A 19220-nucleotide genomic window follows, 5' to 3' on the forward strand; every position below is an offset into this window, starting at 1 on the left:
ATGAAAGCTGAAGTGTCCCAGCAGCGGTCGTTGCTCGAGTTGGCCGAGCTCGACGCCGAGATCGCCAGGATCGAGCACCGGACGAAGCATCTGACCGAACAGCAGGCGCTGCAAGAGGCGCAGGCCGGACACCACGAGGCCAACGATCGGTTGGCTGCGCTGCAGCTGGCACTCGCCGACATCGATGCCCAGGTCGCGAAGTTCGAGTCCGAGATCGACAGCGTGCGTCAGCGGGAGGACCGCGATCGCTCGCTGCTCGACGGCGGAACGGTCGACGCCAAGCAGCTCACCGAACTGCAGCACGAACTCGACACCCTGCAGCGGCGCCAGACCAGCCTGGAGGACTCGCTGCTGGAGGTGATGGAACGGCGTGAGGAGCTCGCGGCCGATCAGGATCGTGTACTGGCCGAGATCGACCAGCTGCAGAGCACGCTGAGTGACGCCCAGAGGGCCTGTGACGACGCCCGTACGCAACTGGCCCAGCAGCTGCACCAATCCCTGTCGCATCGCGACGATCTCGCCGCGAGCATCGACGAAGGGTTGGTCACGCTCTACGAGCGGCAGCGGGCACGTGGCGGCGTGGGCGCCGGGCTGCTGCAGGGCCGGCGCTGCGGCGCGTGCCGGATCGAGATCGACAAGGGCGAGTTGGCGCGAATCGCCGCCGCAGCCGACGACGAAGTGCTGCGTTGTCCGGAGTGTTCGGCGATTCTATTGCGGGTCAAAGGTTTTCACGCGTGAAGGTAGTGGTCGAGGCCGACGGGGGAGCCCGCGGCAACCCGGGTCCCGCAGGTTACGGCGCGGTGGTGTGGTCGGCTGACCACGGTGTGGTTCTCGCCGAGGCCAAATCGGCGATCGGCCGGGCCACCAACAACGTCGCCGAGTACCGCGGGTTGATCGCCGGGCTGGCGGAAGCGGCAGGCATCGGCGCGACCGAGGTCGAGGTCTACATGGACTCCAAGCTGGTGGTGGAGCAGATGGCGGGTCGCTGGCGGGTCAAACATCCCGACCTCGCGGTGCTGCACCAGCAGGCGAAAGATCTCGCGCGCCACTTCGGTCGGATCAGCTACGCGTGGATTCCCCGAGCTGACAACAGCCATGCCGACGCGCTGGCCAACGAGGCGATGGACGCCGCCGCAGAAATGGAGCGGGGTGGCGAGCCGCCGACGGCAGCGGTGCGGGAGGAGGCGCCGCCGAAATCCGCTGAAGTCGTGACCAATCCGGCAGGCTGGACCGGGGCCAAGGGTGCTCCGACCCGGTTTCTCCTCCTCCGGCACGGACAGACCGAACTGTCGGTGCAGCGCCGCTACTCGGGTCGGGGCAACCCCGCGCTGACCGACCTCGGACGACGACAGGCGGGCGCGGCCGCCCAGTATCTCGCGGAGAGGGGCGGGATCGCCACGGTCGTCTCGTCCCCGTTGCAGAGGGCCTACGACACCGCGTCGGCCGCCGCGAAGGAACTCGGCCTCGATGTGGTCGTCGACGACGACCTGATCGAGACGGATTTCGGTGCGTGGGAAGGGCTCACCTTCAGCGAGGCCGCCGAACGCGACCCCGACCTGCACCTGAGCTGGTTGCGGGACACCTCGGTGCCGCCGCCGGGTGGCGAGAGCTTCGATGCCGTCGCCGAGCGGGTGCGCGGCGCGCTGCACCGGATGATCGCCGAACATGCGGGCGATACCGTGCTCGTCGTGTCGCACGTGACACCGATCAAGACCTTGCTACGGACCGCACTCGACGCCGGTCCGGCGATCCTGTATCGACTCCACCTCGACCTGGCGTCACTGTCGATCGCGGAGTTCTATCCCGACGGGGCCGCCTCGGTACGGCTGGTCAATCAGACCGCATATCTGTGATCAGGTGTGCAGGTGTGCCCGTTCGCCGTGCGCGCCGAACAGGGCAATCGCCTCCACCGGAGTGTCGACGACACCGAACCAGTGCGGTGTCCACGTCGAGAACTCTACGGCCTCACCGGGTTCGATGACGAAGTCGCGGTCGCCGAGAATCAGGCGGAGGCGACCGGAGAGCACGTACATCCAATCGTGGCCCTCGTGCACCGGCAATTCCGCGGGCGGGGTGCGGCGGCGAGCGCTCACCCGGATCTTGAACGCGTGCAGGCCGCCTGCCGGGCCCTGGCGGGTCAGCGGCCAGTAGGTGACCAGGTGGCGGGTGTGCGCGCCGCCGCGCACCCGCGGGTCGGCGGCTTCGGGCGCGCTGAGCAATTCGTCGGTACTCACCGACAGTGCCGCGGCCAGCCGCGGCAGGTGATCGAGCGCCAGTCGGCGCTTGCCGGACTCCAGCCGGCTGAGGGTGGAGACATCGATGTTGGACCGGCCGGCGACGTCCTCGAGCGTCATGCCTCGCTGCTGCCGCAGTTCCCGGAGCCTGCGCCGTACCCGAAGATCGACGGCTTCCTCGTCGTTTGCCTGCATGGCAAGTCAGCTTGGCACTATTGGCCGGTGACGGCAAGCTCGAGTCATGGACATGGATTGGGAATGCCTCGTCGTCGGTGGCGGCGCATCGGGGCTGAGCGCGGCGCTGGTGCTGGGCAGGGCGAGACGGCGCACCCTGGTGATCGACGCAGGACATCAGAGCAACCTGGCCGCGCACGGGATCGGCGGGCTGCTGGGCCACGACGGGCGGCCGCCGTCCGAGTTGTACGAGATGGGCAGGAAAGAGCTGCAAAGCTATCCGAGTGTCGAGGTGCGCACCGGTGAGGTGCGGATCGCGAAACGCTGTGGCACGGGATTCCAGGTCGAACTCGCCGACGGCACCCGTGAGCGGGTGAAGCGGGTGCTGCTCGCGATGGGCATGGAGTACCGACCGCCGGCCTTGCCGGGTCTGGCCGAGATCTGGGGCGACTCGGTGTTCCACTGTCCGTTCTGTCACGGGTGGGAGGTCCGCGACCAGCCTCTGGCGGTGCTGGCCGAGGGGGATCGAGCGGTGCACATGGCGCTGTTGCTCCACGAGTGGAGCGACGACGTGGTGCTGCTGACCGGAGGCGGCGGACTGGACGCCGGGCAACGGGCTCGGGTGGACGCCGTGGGGATCGCCGTCGATGACCGCCGAGTCGCTGAGCTGGCCTCCGAGCGCGGGGAATTGAGCGCAGTGGTGTTCGCCGACGGAGCACGGCTGCCGCGGCGCGGGCTGCTGGTGGCCACGACGCTGCATCAACGCACCGACCTGGCCGCCCAGCTGGGCGTGACGTTCGTTGCGGCAGGGCCGGTTTCGGCAGAAGCGGTCGAGGTCGATGCGCTGTACCGGACATCGGTGCCCGGCGTGTTCGCCGCGGGAGATGTATGCACGCAGATGCCCCAGGTGGCGGCCGCGATCGCGGCCGGGTCGGGGGCGGCAACGTCGATGGTTCACAGTCTGATGGAGGAGAGAAATGGCGACGTCTGAGGTCAAACAGCATTGGGAGGACCGGTACGCCGAGCGGGACCGGATCTGGAGCGGACGGGTCAACGCCCATCTGGAAAGGGTTGCCGCACCGTTGCCGCCGGGGCGGGCACTCGACCTGGGCTGCGGGGAGGGTGGTGACAGCCTCTGGCTTGCCGAACACGGTTGGAAGGTGCTGGGTGTCGACATCTCCGACACCGCGCTGGGACGCGCAGCCGCCGAGGCCGAAGCGCGCGGGCTGACCGACCGGGTGAGCTTCGTGCAGACGGACCTGTCGCAGACCTTTCCCGAGGGGAGCTTCGACCTGGTCTCCGCGCAGTTCCTGCAGTCGATGGTCCATCTCGACCGGGAACGGATCTTCGCCGCCGCCGCGGGCGCCGTCGCACCCGGTGGGGTGCTGATCGTCGTGGATCACGGCGAAGCACCGCCCTGGGCGCAGCACGTCCGCGACCACGTGTTCCCGACCGCCGAGGAGGTGTTCGCCACGATCGACCTCGGAGATCGGCAGTGGGACCGGGTGCACCTCGGATCCGTCGAACGCGACGCGGTCGGCCCGGACGGGCAGGCCGGCGTCCTGGTGGACAACCTGATCGTGCTTCGGCGGGTGGTGTCGACCCCACCGGCGGTGTGAACACCCCCGCAGACGCGGCCAGCTAACAGAAAGCTGGATCCGCCGTTGTCCGCACAGTCCTCGCGCCGCCCCCGATTTCGTTGTTTGTTCACGCTACGGTGTCAGAGCACACGCAGGGGGTGCGCGCAGTGCGGATCGCGTACGCGGCCGCCGCTGGGCTGATTGGCTAGGGGTGTATGTGACGATAGATGCCTGGATCACCCTCGCGGTGGTTGTCGTCACTGTCGGCGTGCTCATTCTCGATCGGTTCAGCCCGATGCTGGTCATGGGTGGCGCCGTGATTTCGCTGTACGTCTTGGGTGTCATCGACCAGGACCAGTTGCTGGCCGGCATGGCAAATGAATCGCTGGCGATCGTGGCCGCACTGTATGTGCTGGCCGGAGCCGCCGACATCACCGGAGCATTCGAAGGCGTGACGTCGAAGATCCTGGGTGGGGCGACCCGCAGTCGGCCACGTGGTGAGTTGTTTCGGGTGTGCGGGCCGTCGGCGGCGGTTTCGGCCTTCATCGCGAACACCCCGCTGGTGGCGATGCTGGCTCCGCGAGTGGTCCGGTGGTGTCGACGCACGGGCCGTTCGCCGTCGCTGTATCTGATGCCGCTGAGCTATGCGGTCATTCTCGGCGGGTCGATGACGATGATCGGCACGTCGGTCAATCTCTTCGTCAACGACCTCATCGACAAGGCGGGCCTGGGCCGACTGAGCGTCTTCGCGATCTTCGGCATCGGTTTCCCGCTCACGGTCGGGTGCGTGTTGCTGATGGTGCTTCTCGGACCCCGTCTGCTCAAAGACCGTGCCACACCGGGCGAAGTCCTCGCGGGTACCGAACGCGAATTCACCGTGGAGATGACGATCGCCGTGAACAGCGCGCTCGCCGGCTCCACCGTCGCCGAGGCGGGCTTGCGCAATCTCGACGGAGTGTTCCTGGTGGAAGTCGAACGCGCGGACAAGGTCATCGCCGCCGTCGGACCGGATGAGCCGTTGACCGCCGGGGACCGGCTGGTTTTCGTCGGAAACCTCGCGAGAGTGCTCGACCTGCAGCGGATGTCGGGTCTCATCTCGGCTGAGGCGCGCCACTTCGACGATCTCGCGCGAAATCCGCAGCGCCAGTTCGTCGAGGCCGTGATCGGTGCCGGATCGCCGCTCATCGGGACCAGCCTCAAAGCGTCGGGGTTCCGCCGCCGCTACGGTTCTGCGGTGGTCGCCATTCACCGCGCGAGCGAGCAACTCAAGGGCAAACTCGGCGATGTCCGGCTGCGCGCGGGCGACGTCCTCCTGGTTCTGGCGGGACCCGACTTCCACCAGCGGTACCGGGAGCACCGCGACTTCGCCGTGGTGTCTCCGCTCAATCAGGACAGGCCCATTCGACGCGAGCACGCGAGAACCGTCGAGCTGGCCATCGCCGCGCTGATCGTGCTCGCAGGGACCGGCCTCTTGGATTTGTTGCAGGTGTCGCTGCTCATCGCGTTCGGGCTGATCGTGGCAAGGATCGTGACCCTGCGAGATGCGCGGCGTTTCATCGACGCCAACGTTCTGCTGCTGATGGCAACCAGCTTCGGTCTCGGGATGGCGGTTGAGCAGAGCGGTCTCGCCGCCTCGTTGGCGAATCTGGTGGTGAACTCCGCTGCTCCGCTCGGGGACTACGGCTTACTGGCAGCCGTTCTCGCGGCCACAATGCTCGTCACCGAAGTCATCTCCAACACGGCCGCGGCCGCGCTGATGTTCCCCATCGCCATCGCGGTCGCCGAGCAGGCCGGTGCGGACCCGATGCCCTTCGCGGTGGTTGTGATCTTCGGTGCCACCCTGTCGTTCCTGACGCCCATCGGTTATCAGACCAACACCATGGTGTGGGCCATGGGTGGCTATCGATACACCGACTTCGCGCGCCTGGGTGCGCTTCTGACGCTGTTCGTGCTCGTGGCGACGCCGGTCCTGGTGCCGGTCTTCTTTCCGTTCCACTGAAACGGAACCGCTACCGGCCGAACCCCCCGGTCCGACCACCTAGCCGAAGGTGGCCGGGACCTCCGCCAACTGGGTGAGGCGCACGCTGTTGCCCGACGGATCCCGGAATCCGCAGTCGATGCCGTAGGGCATCTCGTGGGGCTCCTCGGTGAACTCGACGCCGCGAGCCTTGAGCTGTTCGTAGCTCGCCCGGCAGTCCTCGGTGGTGAGGAACACGGTGCCTGCGAAGCCTTTCGCGGTGAGGTCGAGAACCTGCTTCCTGGTGGCTTCGTCCATCACCGGTTCGCCCGGCACCGCCATCAGGACTATCGAGACGTCGTCCTGGCCGGGAGGTCCGACGGTCAGCCAGCGGAAGATGCCGTCGACGTCGGGGAGCGAAACATCCTGGCGCACTTCCATACCGACCTTGTCGGTCCAGTACTTCAACGCGACTTCCTGGTCGTGAACCCATAGGTGGGCGCTTGCGATCTTGATCATGCAAACGACGTTACGGTCGCCCCGGCGGGCCCGTCTTCTCCCCGTGTGCTGTGTTGACGACCCGGCTGTCGGCGCGGGGCCGGGTGTCGCGACGCAGGATGCAACTGGGGATCCGGGCGTGGACGGCTGCCGGCGGCATCGACGCGCGGTAGGCCGCCGGCGGGAGCCCGTACACCCTGGCGAAACTGGTGGTGAAGGAGCCGACGCTCTGCAACCCGACCATCACGCAGATGTCGGCCACCGAGCGGTCGGTGTGGCGGAGCAGCGACGCGGCCCGCTCGAGGCGCCGCGTCTGCAGGTAGGCCCGCGGTGACTCGCCGAAGGTCTTGGTGAACACCCGGCTGAAGTGCGCCCTCGACAGCCCGGCGGCCGCGGCGAGGTCGTCGACGGTGATCGGCTCGGAGTAGCGGGCGTCGACCAGATCCTTGGCCCGCATCAGATAGCGGGCCGGGGGAGCCTGCGTCATGGTCCAAGTATGGCCCCGTGCATCGCCGTGTTACCGGAATCGGCGCCTCACGCATTACGTTGTTAGGGCGGATGAGCTGGCTGGGCGGCCGCGGACCATCTACCGGCCCGATGGGGGATACGGTCGAGGATGGTTCGAGGAAAGTCCGGACTTCACAGAGCAGGGTGATTGCTAACGGCAATCCGAGGTGACTCGCGGGAAAGTGCCACAGAAATCAGACCGCCACCACCGGAGCCTTCGGGCGACGGGGGTGGTAAGGGTGAAACGGTGCGGTAAGAGCGCACCAGCGCGCCGGGCGACCGGAGCGGCTAGGTAAACCCCACCCGAAGCAAGGCCAAGAATGTCACGTGGGGGGCGTGGCAGCGCAGGCGCTCGAGGGCTGCTCGCCCGAGCCTGCGGGTAGGCCGCTCGAGGCACCCGGTGACGGTGTGTCCAGATGGATGGTCGCCGCCTCGCTGCCGCGTTTCGCGGCGACGAGGAACAGAATCCGGCTTACAGGCCAGCTCATCCGCCCTCCGCGGTGACCCGCCGGAGCGTCAGGACTTGCGGACGGCCTTGTGCAGCTTCGCCAGTGCGTCGTCGATCTGCTCCTCGCACCGCAGCGCGAGGTCGTTCTCCTGCTGATACAGCAGCCCGTAGGTGAAGGTGTCCTCACCCGCGGCGTGCGCCAGTTCGGCTTGCCGGCTCAGGTGTGAGCGGCTGACCACGCTGTCCTGGTGATCGCCCAGGAGGGTCTGGATCGTCTTGGCCCGATCGGCCACCTTGGCCGCACCCGTGGCCGCTGCGGTGTAGCGAAGCTGCTTGGCGCGTTTGCGGATCCGGTGCAGCGCCTCGTCGTTGTCGACGTCGGGATCCTCGGCGGCGGCGTGTGCCGCCTTGGCCGCCTTACGAATCCGCTTGTAGGCCGAGTCGATCGTGACCTGTGCCGGTTCTTCGCCGGGCGACGGCGGGGGAGGTTCGGCGGCCACCACCGCTTCCAGCGCGTCGAGCAGCCGGAAATAGCGCGGCGAACGCATCGCGGTCAGTGACCGCCGCCAGCCGTTCTGATAGCGCTTCTTGGCGCCCTCGACGAGCCGCTCCCGCACCGGGCCACGCACGTTGGACTCCGGCAGCTCGTCCAACGCACGCTCGTATCGTTCGGCGAGCACCTCGGCATCGCGCGCCACGCCCAGAACACCTGCCAGCTCGCGCAGTTCGTCGAGGATCCACTCGTCGTCGGCGATGCCGAACGACCCTTCCGACGACTGCAGCAGGCTGCGGATCTTGCGGGTCAGCACCCGCATCTGATGGACCGAGTCGTAGACGTCCGACCGCACCGCACGGTCCCACTCGAGCAGTTCTTCGACCTGCCCGGCGACCGCCCGGTGTACCGGATCCGCGGACGCTTCGCCGATCTCCACGGCGGGTTCGCTCGCCGCGAGCACCCTGGCCAGTTTCGACCCGTGCCCGGCGGGCAGCGCTCCCGCATCCAGCAACCGGTTGCTCAGCCGGTCGAACAGGTCCGGGTCGGTCACTCCCTCGGCCAGTTCCAGCTCCCATTCGCGCCAGCGCTGCTCCTCGCCGCCCTCGGCGCTCGCGGTGACCTGGTCGTCGCAGAACTCGGCGACCGCCGACCCCTGCGGCCCGTAGAGCATCTCGACGGTTCGCGACGTGCTGATGCGCGCCACCGGAGCCAGTGGCCGGTCGCGCACGATCGCGAGCACCACATCACGCAGGCTCTCCGGAACCACCGCAGCGTCGAGGTCGGCGGGTGCGTCGTCCTCCAACGACACGCGCACCTCGGTCCGCGTGTCGGGACCGGCAGGCAGCTTGAGGTGCCAGCCGGCGTCCGCCCCACCGGTGCGGCGCCGCAGCGTGATGCGGTGCCGGGCCAGATCGCGGCCAGGTGTGTCGAAGTAGACAGCGTCGAGCTGTTGTGACGGTGATCTCTCGACGCGGGCCACCGACGACAGGCCGTCGAACGAGGGTGCCACGGTGGATTCGACGACCTCGAATTTGCGCTCGGTCTCCGTGTACCTGGAGGTTTCGGGCGATTTGGCGGCCATGGTCCCCTTGTCTCGGGCAGTGGATCGGGTGGCTGGGAAAGCCAAGAGTGCCATATCCGGGTGAACCGACGCCCTGGAGTCGCGGCCGATCGGGAGGCGACACCATCCGGCGCGCGGGCGAAAGGTGCCGCGATTTCTTGCCCCGTGCTCTTAGAATCGTCTTATGAACCGGGAAGCAGGCCTGGTCGCCGCCGGCACGGCCGAGATGAACATCGAGGACTACCTCGATCGCGATGGCGGCATCGCGATACCCGACGGTCTCACGCTGACCTCGTTCCTGGACCGCAACATCGCCGAACTCGGTGACGGCCCTGCCTATCGCTACCTCGACTTCGATCGGGAGTGCGCCGTCGAGCTCAGCTGGAGACAGATGGGGGAACGGCTGCGGGCGGTCGGTGCGCGCCTTCAGCAGGTCACCCGGCCCGGAGACCGGGTGGCGATCCTGACACCGCAGGGCGTCGATTACGTCGTCGGGTTCTTCGCCGCCGTTCAGGCGGGCGCGATCGCGGTGCCGCTGTTCGCGCCCGAACTGCCCGGCCACGCCGAGCGGCTCGAAGCGGTACTCGCCGACGCCCGCCCCACGGTCGTGCTGACGACGACGGCCGCCGCCCCGCCCGTCCGCGAGTTCCTGCGCACCCTTCCCCGTGACCGTCGACCACGCATGATCGCCGTCGACGCGGTGCCCGACGCCATCGGCGCGGGATTCGTCCCCGCGCAGCTGCGCACCGACGCCGTCGCCTACCTGCAGTACACATCCGGATCCACCCGCACTCCCGCCGGCGTGGAGATCACCCACCGGTCGGCGTGCACCAACGTCGTGCAGATGATCCTGTCGGTCGGCCTGGACTCCAACATCCGTAGCGTGAGCTGGTTGCCGTTGTTCCACGACATGGGCCTGCTGATGATCATGTTCCCGGCGCTGGCCGGTGGTCACATCACGTTGATGTCGCCGCTGGCGTTCGTGCGCCGCCCGTACCGCTGGATCAAGGAGCTGGGCGATTCCGACCTGCGGACGTTCGCCGCCGCACCCAACTTCGCATTCGAGCTGGCGGCCCAGCGTGGTCGACCACCCGCCGGGGAGGCGCTCGATCTCACCAACGTGGCCGGTCTGATCAACGGTTCGGAGCCGGTGAGCATCACCTCCGTCGAGAAGTTCACGGCCGCGTTCGCGCCCTACGGGTTGAACCCGGCCGCCATCAAGCCGTCCTATGGGATGGCGGAGGCGACGCTGTTCGTCTCCACCACCGCCCACGACGCCCTGCCGGAGGCGATCCACCTCGACCGGGACGAGCTCAGCGCGGGACGGGCGGTCCGGGTGGCCGCCGACCACCCGAACGCGGTGGCCCAGGTCTCGTGCGGCAAGGTCTCGCGCAGCCAGTGGGCGGTCATCGTCGACACCGCAACCGATGCCGAACTGCCCGACGGTCGCGTCGGCGAGATCTGGTTGCACGGCGACAACATCGGCCACGGCTACTGGGGACGCCCGAACGACACCGAGCTGACGTTCCGGAACAAGGTGCAGTCGCGCCTGCTGCACGGCAGCCACGCCGAGGGAAGCCCCGAGAGCGCGCTGTGGATGCGTACCGGTGACCTCGGTGTGTATCTCGACGGCGAGCTGTACATCACCGGGCGGATCAAGGACCTCATCATCGTCGACGGACGCAATCATTACCCGCAGGATGTCGAGGCGACTGTCGCCGAGGCCTCCAAGGCCGTTCGGGCAGGATACGTCGCGGCCTTCTCGGTGCCCGGTGACGGGCGCGAAGAAGTGGTCGTCGTCGCCGAACGCGCCATGGGCGCAGGTCGCGCCGAGGCCGCACCGATCCAGGAGGCGATCCGCGCCGCGGTGTCACGCAGCCACGCGTTGCCCATCGCTGACGTGAAACTCGTTGCCGCGGGGGCGATTCCCCGAACAACGAGCGGAAAGTTGGCGCGCCGGGCGTGCCGCGCGAAGTACCTCGACGGCACGCTCTGAACCCCGGCGGTCGCCGGGGGCCGGCACCGCGCCGATACAGTCCGGAGTGTGACCGAATACCAGACCATCATCGTCGAGCAGTCCGGCGCCGTCGCCCGGATCACGCTGAACCGGCCCGATGCCGCAAACGGCATGAACGACACCATGACTCGGGAACTCGCTGACGCCGCGACGCAGTGTGACACCGCCGCGACGAAGGTCGTGGTGCTCACCGGGGCCGGGCGGTTCTTCTGCGCAGGCGGGGACCTGAAGGCGATGGCGGCGTCCCCGCTCGGACCGGGGCCGTTCGTCAAGGGGATCGCCGACGACCTCCACCGGGCGATCTCGACGTTCGCCCGGATGGACGCTGTGCTCATCACCGCGGTCAACGGCACCGCCGCCGGCGCGGGATTCTCCCTGGCGGCCGGCGGCGACCTGGTGGTCGCGGCCTCCTCGGCCTCTTTCACGATGGCCTACACGAAGGCCGGTCTGAGCCCGGACGGAAGCGCCTCCTACTACCTGCCCCGGCTCATCGGGGTGGGGCGCACCCAGGATCTGATGCTGACGAACCGTCGTCTCACCGCAGCCGAGGCGCTGGAGTGGGGCTTGGTCAACTACGTCGTCGACGACGCCGACCTCGGCGCTTTCACCGACAAGCTGGCCACCGATCTGGCGGCCGGCGCCGCAGGATCACACGCTGCGGTCAAGAAACTCCTGCTCGCGACGTTCGACAACGGCATCGAGACGCAGATGGAACTCGAGGGACGGCTCATCGCCGCCAACGCCGACGGCCGCGACGGCCGCGAAGGCATCGACGCGTTCCTGGCGAAGCGGGCGCCCGACTTCGCTTAGACGCTCAGAAGGAGTGCTCCTCGGCGGGGAAGGCGCCGGTGGCGACCTCCTGGGCGTACTGGGTTGCGGCGCGGCGCAGTTCGTCGCCGACAGCGCCGAAACGCTTGACGAACTTGGCGGTCCGGCCCGCGGTGAGGCCGGCCATGTCCTGCCATACGAGCACCTGGGCGTCGCAGTTCGGTCCCGCGCCGATGCCCACGGTGGGAATGGTCAGCTTGCCGGTGATCTGGGTGGCCAGCTCGGCGGGCACCATCTCCATGACGACGGCGAAGGCGCCGGCCTCCTGGACCGCGATCGCGTCGTGAATCGTCTGCTCGGCGGCGTCGCCGCGACCCTGGACGCGGAACCCGCCCAGGCCGTTGACGCTCTGCGGGGTGAAGCCGATGTGTGCCATCACCGGGATGCCGGCGGCGCTCACCGCGGCGATCTGCTCGGCCACGCGCTCACCACCCTCGAGCTTCACCGCATGCGCGCCGGTCTCCTTCAGGAACCGCGTCGCGGTCGCCAGCGCCTGCTGTGGGCCGGCCTCATAGCTGCCGAACGGCAGGTCGGCCACCACCAGCGCATGCGGCGCCCCGCGAACCACGCCGCGCGCCAGCGGGATCAGTTCGTCGATGGTCACCGGCACCGTGGTGTCGTAGCCGTAGACCACGTTGGCGGCCGAATCGCCGACCAGAAGCACCGGGATCTGCGCCTCGTCGAACACCGAGGCCGTCGAATAGTCGTAGGCCGTCAGCATGGCCCACTTGTGGCCCTCGGCCTTCCACTTGTGCAGGTGGTGCGTGCGGACCTTGATTCGCGGTTTCGACCCCGCTTCGGAAGCGGAGTGCGAATCGGCGGCAGCACCGTAGACGGTCTGTTCGGACATCATTGTCCCCTCGTCGGGTGAGTCGTTTCGAAATCCTCGAGGCCGAATCGGTCCCCGGGTTTTCGCTGACACGACAAGTCTGCCACCACCCATTGAGAAGTTGAACAGGGCGTTGAGTGGATTTGCTCACACCCGCCCGTCCCACGCCTAACATCGGCCACATGCAAAGGCTCAGCGGGCTCGACGCCAGCTTCCTGTACCTAGAAACCGCCGCGCAGCCTCTGCACGTGTGCTCGATCCTGGAACTCGACACGTCGACGATGCCGGGCGGCTACACGTTCGACCGGCTCCGCGACGGCCTGGAGCTGCGGATCAAGGCGATGCCCGAATTCCGGGAGAAGCTCGCCGACAACCGCTTCAACCTGGACCACCCCGTGTGGGTCGAGGACAAGGACTTCGACGTCGACCGCCATCTGCACCGCATCGGGCTGCCGTCGCCGGGCGGACGCAGCGAGCTTGCCCAGATCTGCGGCCACATCGCGTCGCTGCCACTGGACCGCACCCGCCCGCTGTGGGAGATGTGGGTGATCGAGAACGTCGGCGGCACGGACGCCCACGACGGCGGCCGCATCGCCGTGATGACGAAGGTCCACCATGCCAGCGTCGACGGCGTGACCGGGGCGAACCTGATGTCCCAGCTGTGTTCGACCGAGCCCGACGCGCCGCCGCCGGACCCGGTCGACGGACCGGGCGGCGGCAGCGACCTCGAGATCGCGATCAGCGGCGCGATGAGGTTCGCGACGCGGCCGCTGAAATTCGCCAACGTGGTGCCGCTGACCCTCTCGACCGTCATCGACACCGCCAAGCGGGTGCGCAGCGGAACCACGATGGCCGCGCCGTTCGCCGCGCCGAAGACCGCGTTCAACACCAACGTCACCGGACACCGCAACATCGCGTTCGTCCAACTCGACCTCGACGACATCAAGAAGGTGAAGAACCACTTCGGGGTCAAGCTCAACGACGTGGTGATGGCGCTCGTGGCAGGCGTGCTGCGCAAGTTCCTGCTCGACCGTGGTGAACTGCCGGAGAACAGCCTGGTGGCCATGGTCCCGGTGTCGGTGCACGACAAGTCCGATCGGCCCGGACGCAATCAGGTGTCGGGCATGTTCTCCCGGCTGGAGACCAGCATCGAGGACCCCGCCGAACGGCTCAAGGCGATCGCGGATGCGAATTCCGTTTCCAAGCAACACAGTTCGGCCATCGGTGCCACGTTGCTGCAGGACTGGACGCAGTTCGCCGCACCCGCCGTGTTCGGTGTCGCGATGCGCGTCTACGCCAGCAGCAGGCTCAGCGGCGCCCGGCCCGTGCACAATCTCGTACTCTCCAACGTCCCCGGCCCGCAGATGCCGCTCTACATGTTGGGCTGCGAGGTCGAGGCGATGTACCCGCTGGGACCGATCTTCCACGGCTCGGGCCTGAACATCACCGTGATGTCTCTCAACGGCAAGCTCGACGTCGGGATCGTGTCGTGCCCTGAGCTGTTGCCCGACCTGTGGGATATGGCCGACGCGTTCCAGGCGGCCCTCGAGGAACTGCTCGCCGCGGGCTGAGAGGCTCGCGACAGCCGCCTCGCCAGCGTTGATGCGGCTCCATGGCAGCATGTGGAGCCATGAAGCTCAAGACGGGGGTCGTGCGATCCGCCGTACTCCTCACTTTCGCGCTGTTCCTGGTCGCCGGTTGCAGCAAAGTGGTGGAGGGGCGGGCGCTGATCTCGGTGCCGAGGCCGGGTTCGCCGGTCCAGTGGGCGCCCTGTGAAGCGGGCCCGTCCGATCAGCCGCGCCTGCTGCGCGGCGCCGAATGCGGACTGTTGTCGGTGCCCGTCGACTGGGACAACGCAGACAGCCCCGAAGGTGGCGTGGCCCAGATCGCCATGATCCGGTTCAAGGCCAGCGGTGACAAGATCGGCTCGCTGGTCATCAACCCCGGCGGGCCGGGAGAATCGGGAGTGCAGGCCGCAGCTCAGATGGCCACCACGATCCCACCTGCGGTGCGCGAGCGATTCGATCTGGTCGGCTTCGACCCGCGCGGGGTCGCGAACTCGACACCGACCCTGTGGTGCAACAGCGACGCCGACAACGACCGGCTCCGCGCGGACAACGTCGTGGAGTACACCCCCGAGGGCGTGGCCCACATCGAGAACCAGACCAAGGAGTTCGTCCAGCGCTGCGTGGACAAGATGGGCAAGGAGTTCCTGGCCAACATCGGAACCGCCAGTGTGGTCAAGGATCTCGACGCGATTCGCACCGCGCTCGGCGACGACAAGCTGACCTATCTCGGCTACTCCTACGGCACCCGCATCGGCGCCGGCTACGCCGAGACCTACCCCGAGCATGTGCGAGCGATGATCCTCGACGGCGCGATCGACCCCAACGCCGACCCGGTCGAGGCCGACATCCGCCAGGCCGCGGCGTTCCAGCAGGCGTTCGACGACTACGCCGCCGACTGCGCCAACGACGCCACCTGCCCGTTGGGAACCGACCCGGTCAAGGCCGTCGAGGAATACCGCTCCATGGTCGCGCCGCTGGTCGACAAGCCGGCCGAGACCGACGATCCGCGCGGCCTGAGCTACAACGACGCGATCGTGGGAACCGTCCTGCCGCTGTACTCGCCGAACCTGTGGCGGCACCTGACACAGGCCCTCAGCGAGATCAAGGAGGGCAGGGGCGACACCATGCTCACGCTCGCCGACCTGTACATGGGCCGCAACGCCGAAGGGCACTACACCAACGCGACCGATGCGCGGGTGGCCGTCAACTGCGTGGACAAACCGGCGATCACCGACCGGGCCACGCTCGTCGAGCAGGACCGCCGCATCCGCGAGGCCGCGCCGTTCATGAGCTACGGCGAATTCACCGGGTTCGCGCCGATGTCGACATGCGGGTTCTGGCCGGTGCCGCCCACCAGCAGTCCGCACGAGATCAAGGTCGCCGGGCTGCCGCCGGTGCTGGTGGTGTCCACCACCAATGACCCCGCCACCCCGTATGAGGCCGGTGTCGATCTGGCCGAGCAACTGGGCGGCACGCTGGTCACGTTCGAGGGCACCCAGCACACCGTCGTCTTCCACGGCAGCCCGTGCATCGACGACATCGCCGCGCGCTACCTCATCGACGTGGCCGTCCCACCCGCCGACACCCGATGCTGACCGTCTCCGTGGTCGAAGAGGCCGATCTGCCCGAACTGATGCCGATGCTGCGCAGCTACTGCGATTTCTATCGGGTCGACCCGTCCGACGAGAAGCTCGACGCACTGTCGCGCGCGCTGCTCGCCAACCCCGAGGAGGGGGTTCAGCTCATCGCCAGGGATCAGGTTGGAACCGCTGTTATACCTGTGGGGTTCGCGACGATCTACTGGACATGGCAGACCTTGTACGCCGCGCGCGTCGGCGTGCTCAACGACCTCTACGTCACCCCGCAGTCGCGGGGGACCGGCACCGGGCGGGCTCTCATCGCGCGCTGCCTGCAGATGTGCCACGACCGCGGCGCGGAGAAGCTGGTGTGGGAAACCGCGCCGGACAACGTCACGGCGCAACGGCTTTACGACGGCATCGGCGCCGAGAAGTCGACCTGGTTCACCTACGAACTCGACGCCTGATAACAGCCAGGTCACCTTTGGGCCCCTGGGGCAGACCGGCCCCCCGGTGGCGTGCCACGATTGCTGCCATGCGGCGGCTGGGACGACTTAGTGCGGCACTGGTCGTGGCAACCTCCGCGGCGGCCGTCCTGACGCCCGCCGCGGTGGCGGCACCGCCGACCCAGACCGACGCTCCGTACTCCACTGCGCCCGTGTGGAGTTCGTGTGCGCAGTTCGTCGACGACACCTCGCGTCTTCCGACCGCGCAGTGCGGCACCGTCGCGGTTCCGGTCGACTACACGAAACCGCAAGGCGCGCAAGCACAGTTGGCGATCATCAAGGTGCCCGCCACCGGTCCCCGCATCGGGATGCTCGTCGTCAACCCCGGCGGACCCGGTGCGTCGGCGGTCGACACCGTGGCGGGCATGGGAGCCGCGTTGGCGGGAAGCCCCATCGCGCAGCGCTTCGACCTCGTCGGCATCGATCCGCGGGGCGTGGGGCATTCGACGCCGGAGCTGCGGTGCCGCACCGACGCCGAGTTCGACGCCTACCGCGCCGAGCCGATGGTCGACTACAGCCCTGCGGGAGTGGCCGACATCGAGCGCCTCCGCCGTGAACTCGCCACGCAGTGCCTGGACCGGATGGGCGCCGAATTCCTGGCGAACGTCGGAACGGCGGAGGCCGCCCGCGACATGGACGTGGTGCGGGCGGCGTTGGGCGAGGAGCAGATCAACTACCTCGGCTTCTCCTACGGCACCCAACTCGGCGCCGCATACGCCGCGCGCTACCCGGATCGGGTGCGTGCGATGGTTCTCGACGGCCCCGTCGACCCGAGCCTGGACCCGATCACCGAGAGCGTCAACCAGGTGGGCAGCTTCCAGCGAGCGTTCGACAAGTACGCCGCCGACTGCGCCCAGTCGTCGGCATGCCCGCTGGGCACCGACCCCGCGCAATTCGTCACCCGCTACCACCAACTCGTCGATCCACTGGTCGGTCGCCCCGCCCCGACCTCCGACCCCCGGGGCCTCAGCTACCAGGATGCGATCACCGGCACCGCGAGCGCGCTCTACTCGCCGCGGTACTGGACGTACCTGACCAGCGGCTTGCTCGGGCTGCAGCGCGGCACCGACCCGATCGACCTGCTGCTGCTCGCCGACGACTACCAGCAGCGCGACCGGGACGGGCACTACAAGAACCGCAGGGACGCCTTCACCGCCATCCGCTGCCTCGATGCGGTTTATCCGACCGACCCCGCGGCGTGGGCCGACGCCGACCGGCGGGTCCGGGACGCGGCGCCGTTCCTGTCCTACGGTGCGTTCACCGGTTTCGCTCCGCGCGACGTCTGCGCGATGTGGCCGGTGCCGCCGACGTCGACGGCTGCGCCCGCCGTCTCGCCGGGACCCGGGAAGGTGATCGTCGTGGCCACCACGGGGGACCCGGCGACGCCCTACGAGGCCGGCGCCGTCCTGGCCCGCCAGATGGACGCGTCGTTGGTCACCTTCGTCGGCAACCAGCACACGGTGGTGTTCAACGGCGACGCCTGCGTGGACACCACGGTCCTCGACTTCCTCATCGACTCGGTCGTACCCCCCGACGGATTGCGCTGCTAGCAGCGCCGTAACACAGAATTAACAGCTGGAACCTACGCTTCGGGCATGGATCGGCAGAAGGAATTCGTCCTGCGCACGCTGGAAGAACGCGACATCCGCTTCGTCCGGTTGTGGTTCACCGACGTCCTCGGTTACCTCAAGTCGGTGGCCATCGCACCCGCCGAACTCGAGGGTGCGTTCGAGGAGGGCATCGGCTTCGACGGCTCGTCCATCGAGGGTTTCGCGCGGGTCTCGGAAGCCGACATGGTCGCCCGTCCCGATCCGTCGACGTTCCAGGTGCTGCCGTGGACCACCAGCGGCGGTGACCACCACTCGGCACGCATGTTCTGTGACATCACGATGCCCGACGGCTCGCCGTCGTGGGCCGACTCGCGCCACGTGCTGCGCAGGCAGCTGTCGAAGGCCAGCGACCTCGGCTTCTCCTGCTACGTGCACCCCGAGATCGAGTTCTTCCTCCTCGAACCGGGCCCGTACGACGGCACCGACCCCGTACCCGCCGACAACGGTGGCTACTTCGACCAGGCCGTGCACGACTCGGCGCCGAACTTCCGCCGCCACGCCATCGACGCACTCGAGCAGATGGGCATCTCGGTGGAGTTCAGCCACCATGAGGGCGCACCCGGCCAGCAGGAGATCGACCTGCGTTACGCCGACGCCTTGTCGATGGCCGACAACGTCATGACCTTCCGCTACGTCGTCAAGGAGATCGCGCTCGGCGAAGGGGTCCGCGCTTCGTTCATGCCCAAGCCGTTCGCCGAACACCCCGGCTCGGCGATGCACACCCACATGAGCCTGTTCGAGGGCGACACCAATGCCTTCCACAGCGCCGACGATCCGCAGCAGCTCTCCGATGTCGGGAAGTCCTTCATCGCAGGCATCCTCGAGCACGCCAACGAGATCAGCGCCGTCACCAACCAGTGGGTGAACTCCTACAAGCGGCTGGTGCACGGTGGTGAGGCCCCGACGGCGGCGTCCTGGGGTGCGGCCAACCGCTCGGCGCTGGTGCGCGTGCCGATGTACACACCGCACAAGTCGTCGTCTCGGCGGGTGGAGGTGCGCAGCCCCGACTCGGCCTGCAACCCGTACCTGACGTTCGCCGTACTCCTCGCCGCGGGCCTGCGCGGCATCGAGAAGAGCTACGTGCTCGGCCCGCAGGCCGAAGACAACGTCTGGACCCTCACGCCGGAGGAACGCCGCGCCATGGGCTACAAGGAGCTGCCCGGCAGCCTGGGCGTCGCGCTGACCGAGATGGAGAGCTCGGAGCTGGTCGCCGAGGCGCTCGGGGAGCACGTCTTCGACTTCTTCCTGCGCAACAAGCGCGCCGAATGGGAGAACTACCGCAGCCACGTCACGCCTTTCGAGCTGAAGACCTACCTGTCGTTGTAGGAGTT

17 protein-coding genes and 1 other RNA gene are annotated in these 19220 nt (G+C 68.1%); 13 read left to right on the top strand and 5 right to left on the bottom strand.

Going from position 1 to position 19220, the window contains the following annotated elements; genetic code table 11:
- Together H7I57_RS07880 and H7I57_RS07885 are read left to right on the top strand one after the other, a co-directional pair.
- Window positions 1-738, top strand: coding sequence for a zinc ribbon domain-containing protein (locus H7I57_RS07880; RefSeq protein ID WP_264022832.1), 738 nt, complete (start codon window positions 1-3; stop codon window positions 736-738).
- Window positions 735-1853, top strand: coding sequence for a bifunctional RNase H/acid phosphatase (locus H7I57_RS07885; RefSeq protein ID WP_264022833.1), 1119 nt, complete (start codon window positions 735-737; stop codon window positions 1851-1853). The genes H7I57_RS07880 and H7I57_RS07885 overlap by 4 nt, the downstream gene beginning before the upstream one ends.
- Here the strand turns inward: H7I57_RS07885 and H7I57_RS07890 are convergent, their stop codons facing one another.
- Window positions 1854-2429 carry a type II toxin-antitoxin system RelB family anti-toxin gene (locus tag H7I57_RS07890; protein ID WP_264022834.1) on the bottom strand — a complete coding sequence of 192 codons (576 nt, stop codon included), beginning with the start codon at window positions 2427-2429 and terminating at the stop codon, window positions 1854-1856.
- A 46-nt stretch (window positions 2430-2475) separates the two neighbouring features.
- Here H7I57_RS07890 and H7I57_RS07895 point away from each other — a divergent pair, with 46 nt between their 5' ends.
- From H7I57_RS07895 to H7I57_RS07905, 3 genes are all read left to right on the top strand, one after another.
- Window positions 2476-3399, top strand: coding sequence for an NAD(P)/FAD-dependent oxidoreductase (locus H7I57_RS07895; protein WP_264022835.1), 924 nt, complete (start codon window positions 2476-2478; stop codon window positions 3397-3399).
- Window positions 3386-4027, top strand: coding sequence for a class I SAM-dependent methyltransferase (locus H7I57_RS07900; protein ID WP_264022836.1), 642 nt, complete (start codon window positions 3386-3388; stop codon window positions 4025-4027). Before H7I57_RS07895 ends, H7I57_RS07900 begins: the two co-directional genes overlap by 14 nt.
- Before the next feature lie 178 nt (window positions 4028-4205).
- Window positions 4206-5987, top strand: coding sequence for an SLC13 family permease (locus tag H7I57_RS07905; protein ID WP_264022837.1), 1782 nt, complete (start codon window positions 4206-4208; stop codon window positions 5985-5987).
- Window positions 5988-6026: 39 nt separating this feature from the next.
- Here H7I57_RS07905 and H7I57_RS07910 read toward each other — a convergent pair whose 3' ends face one another.
- Window positions 6027-6464: a VOC family protein gene (locus H7I57_RS07910; protein WP_264022838.1), complete on the bottom strand. Its 438-nt coding sequence runs from the start codon at window positions 6462-6464 to the stop codon at window positions 6027-6029.
- Between the two features lie 10 nt (window positions 6465-6474).
- A complete protein-coding gene (locus H7I57_RS07915) occupies window positions 6475-6930 on the bottom strand; it encodes a helix-turn-helix transcriptional regulator (RefSeq protein WP_264022839.1) in 456 nt (151 codons plus the stop codon).
- A gap of 72 nt (window positions 6931-7002) precedes the next feature.
- Between H7I57_RS07915 and rnpB the strand changes: the two genes are divergently transcribed.
- An RNA gene (rnpB, locus tag H7I57_RS07920) (RNase P RNA component class A) lies at window positions 7003-7441 on the top strand.
- Between the two features lie 25 nt (window positions 7442-7466).
- Here the strand turns inward: rnpB and H7I57_RS07925 are convergent.
- Window positions 7467-8975 (bottom strand): CYTH and CHAD domain-containing protein, encoded by a 1509-nt coding sequence (locus H7I57_RS07925; protein ID WP_264022840.1) that lies wholly within the window; start codon window positions 8973-8975, stop codon window positions 7467-7469.
- Window positions 8976-9180: 205 nt separating this feature from the next.
- On the opposite strand from H7I57_RS07925, the gene H7I57_RS07930 reads away from it, so the two are divergent.
- Both H7I57_RS07930 and H7I57_RS07935 read left to right on the top strand, forming a co-directional pair.
- Window positions 9181-10950, top strand: coding sequence for a fatty acyl-AMP ligase (locus H7I57_RS07930; RefSeq protein ID WP_275081037.1), 1770 nt, complete (start codon window positions 9181-9183; stop codon window positions 10948-10950).
- Window positions 10951-10998: 48 nt separating this feature from the next.
- Complete coding sequence (locus H7I57_RS07935; RefSeq protein WP_264022842.1) at window positions 10999-11781, top strand: enoyl-CoA hydratase/isomerase family protein; 783 nt, start codon at window positions 10999-11001, stop codon at window positions 11779-11781.
- Between the two features lie 4 nt (window positions 11782-11785).
- Here H7I57_RS07935 and panB read toward each other — a convergent pair whose 3' ends face one another.
- On the bottom strand, window positions 11786-12649 hold the full coding sequence (gene panB / locus H7I57_RS07940) for a 3-methyl-2-oxobutanoate hydroxymethyltransferase (RefSeq protein WP_264022843.1): 864 nt from the start codon (window positions 12647-12649) through the stop codon (window positions 11786-11788).
- 161 nt (window positions 12650-12810) lie between these two features.
- On the opposite strand from panB, the gene H7I57_RS07945 reads away from it, so the two are divergent.
- From H7I57_RS07945 to H7I57_RS07965, 5 genes are all read left to right on the top strand, one after another.
- Window positions 12811-14199, top strand: a complete 1389-nt coding sequence (locus tag H7I57_RS07945; protein WP_264022844.1) for a WS/DGAT/MGAT family O-acyltransferase — start codon at window positions 12811-12813, stop codon at window positions 14197-14199.
- A 59-nt stretch (window positions 14200-14258) separates the two neighbouring features.
- Window positions 14259-15791, top strand: a complete 1533-nt coding sequence (locus H7I57_RS07950) for an alpha/beta hydrolase (protein WP_264022845.1) — start codon at window positions 14259-14261, stop codon at window positions 15789-15791.
- Window positions 15785-16240 carry a GNAT family N-acetyltransferase gene (locus tag H7I57_RS07955; protein ID WP_264022846.1) on the top strand — a complete coding sequence of 152 codons (456 nt, stop codon included), beginning with the start codon at window positions 15785-15787 and terminating at the stop codon, window positions 16238-16240. The genes H7I57_RS07950 and H7I57_RS07955 overlap by 7 nt, the downstream gene beginning before the upstream one ends.
- 68 nt (window positions 16241-16308) lie before the next feature.
- Window positions 16309-17829 (top strand): alpha/beta hydrolase, encoded by a 1521-nt coding sequence (locus H7I57_RS07960; protein WP_275081030.1) that lies wholly within the window; start codon window positions 16309-16311, stop codon window positions 17827-17829.
- A gap of 45 nt (window positions 17830-17874) precedes the next feature.
- Window positions 17875-19215 (top strand): glutamine synthetase family protein, encoded by a 1341-nt coding sequence (locus H7I57_RS07965; RefSeq protein ID WP_264022847.1) that lies wholly within the window; start codon window positions 17875-17877, stop codon window positions 19213-19215.
- Window positions 19216-19220 lie beyond the last annotated feature (5 nt).

The sequence above is a fragment of the Mycolicibacterium pyrenivorans genome, assembly GCF_025821625.1.
Classification (GTDB): Bacteria; Actinomycetota; Actinomycetes; order Mycobacteriales; family Mycobacteriaceae; genus Mycobacterium; species Mycobacterium pyrenivorans.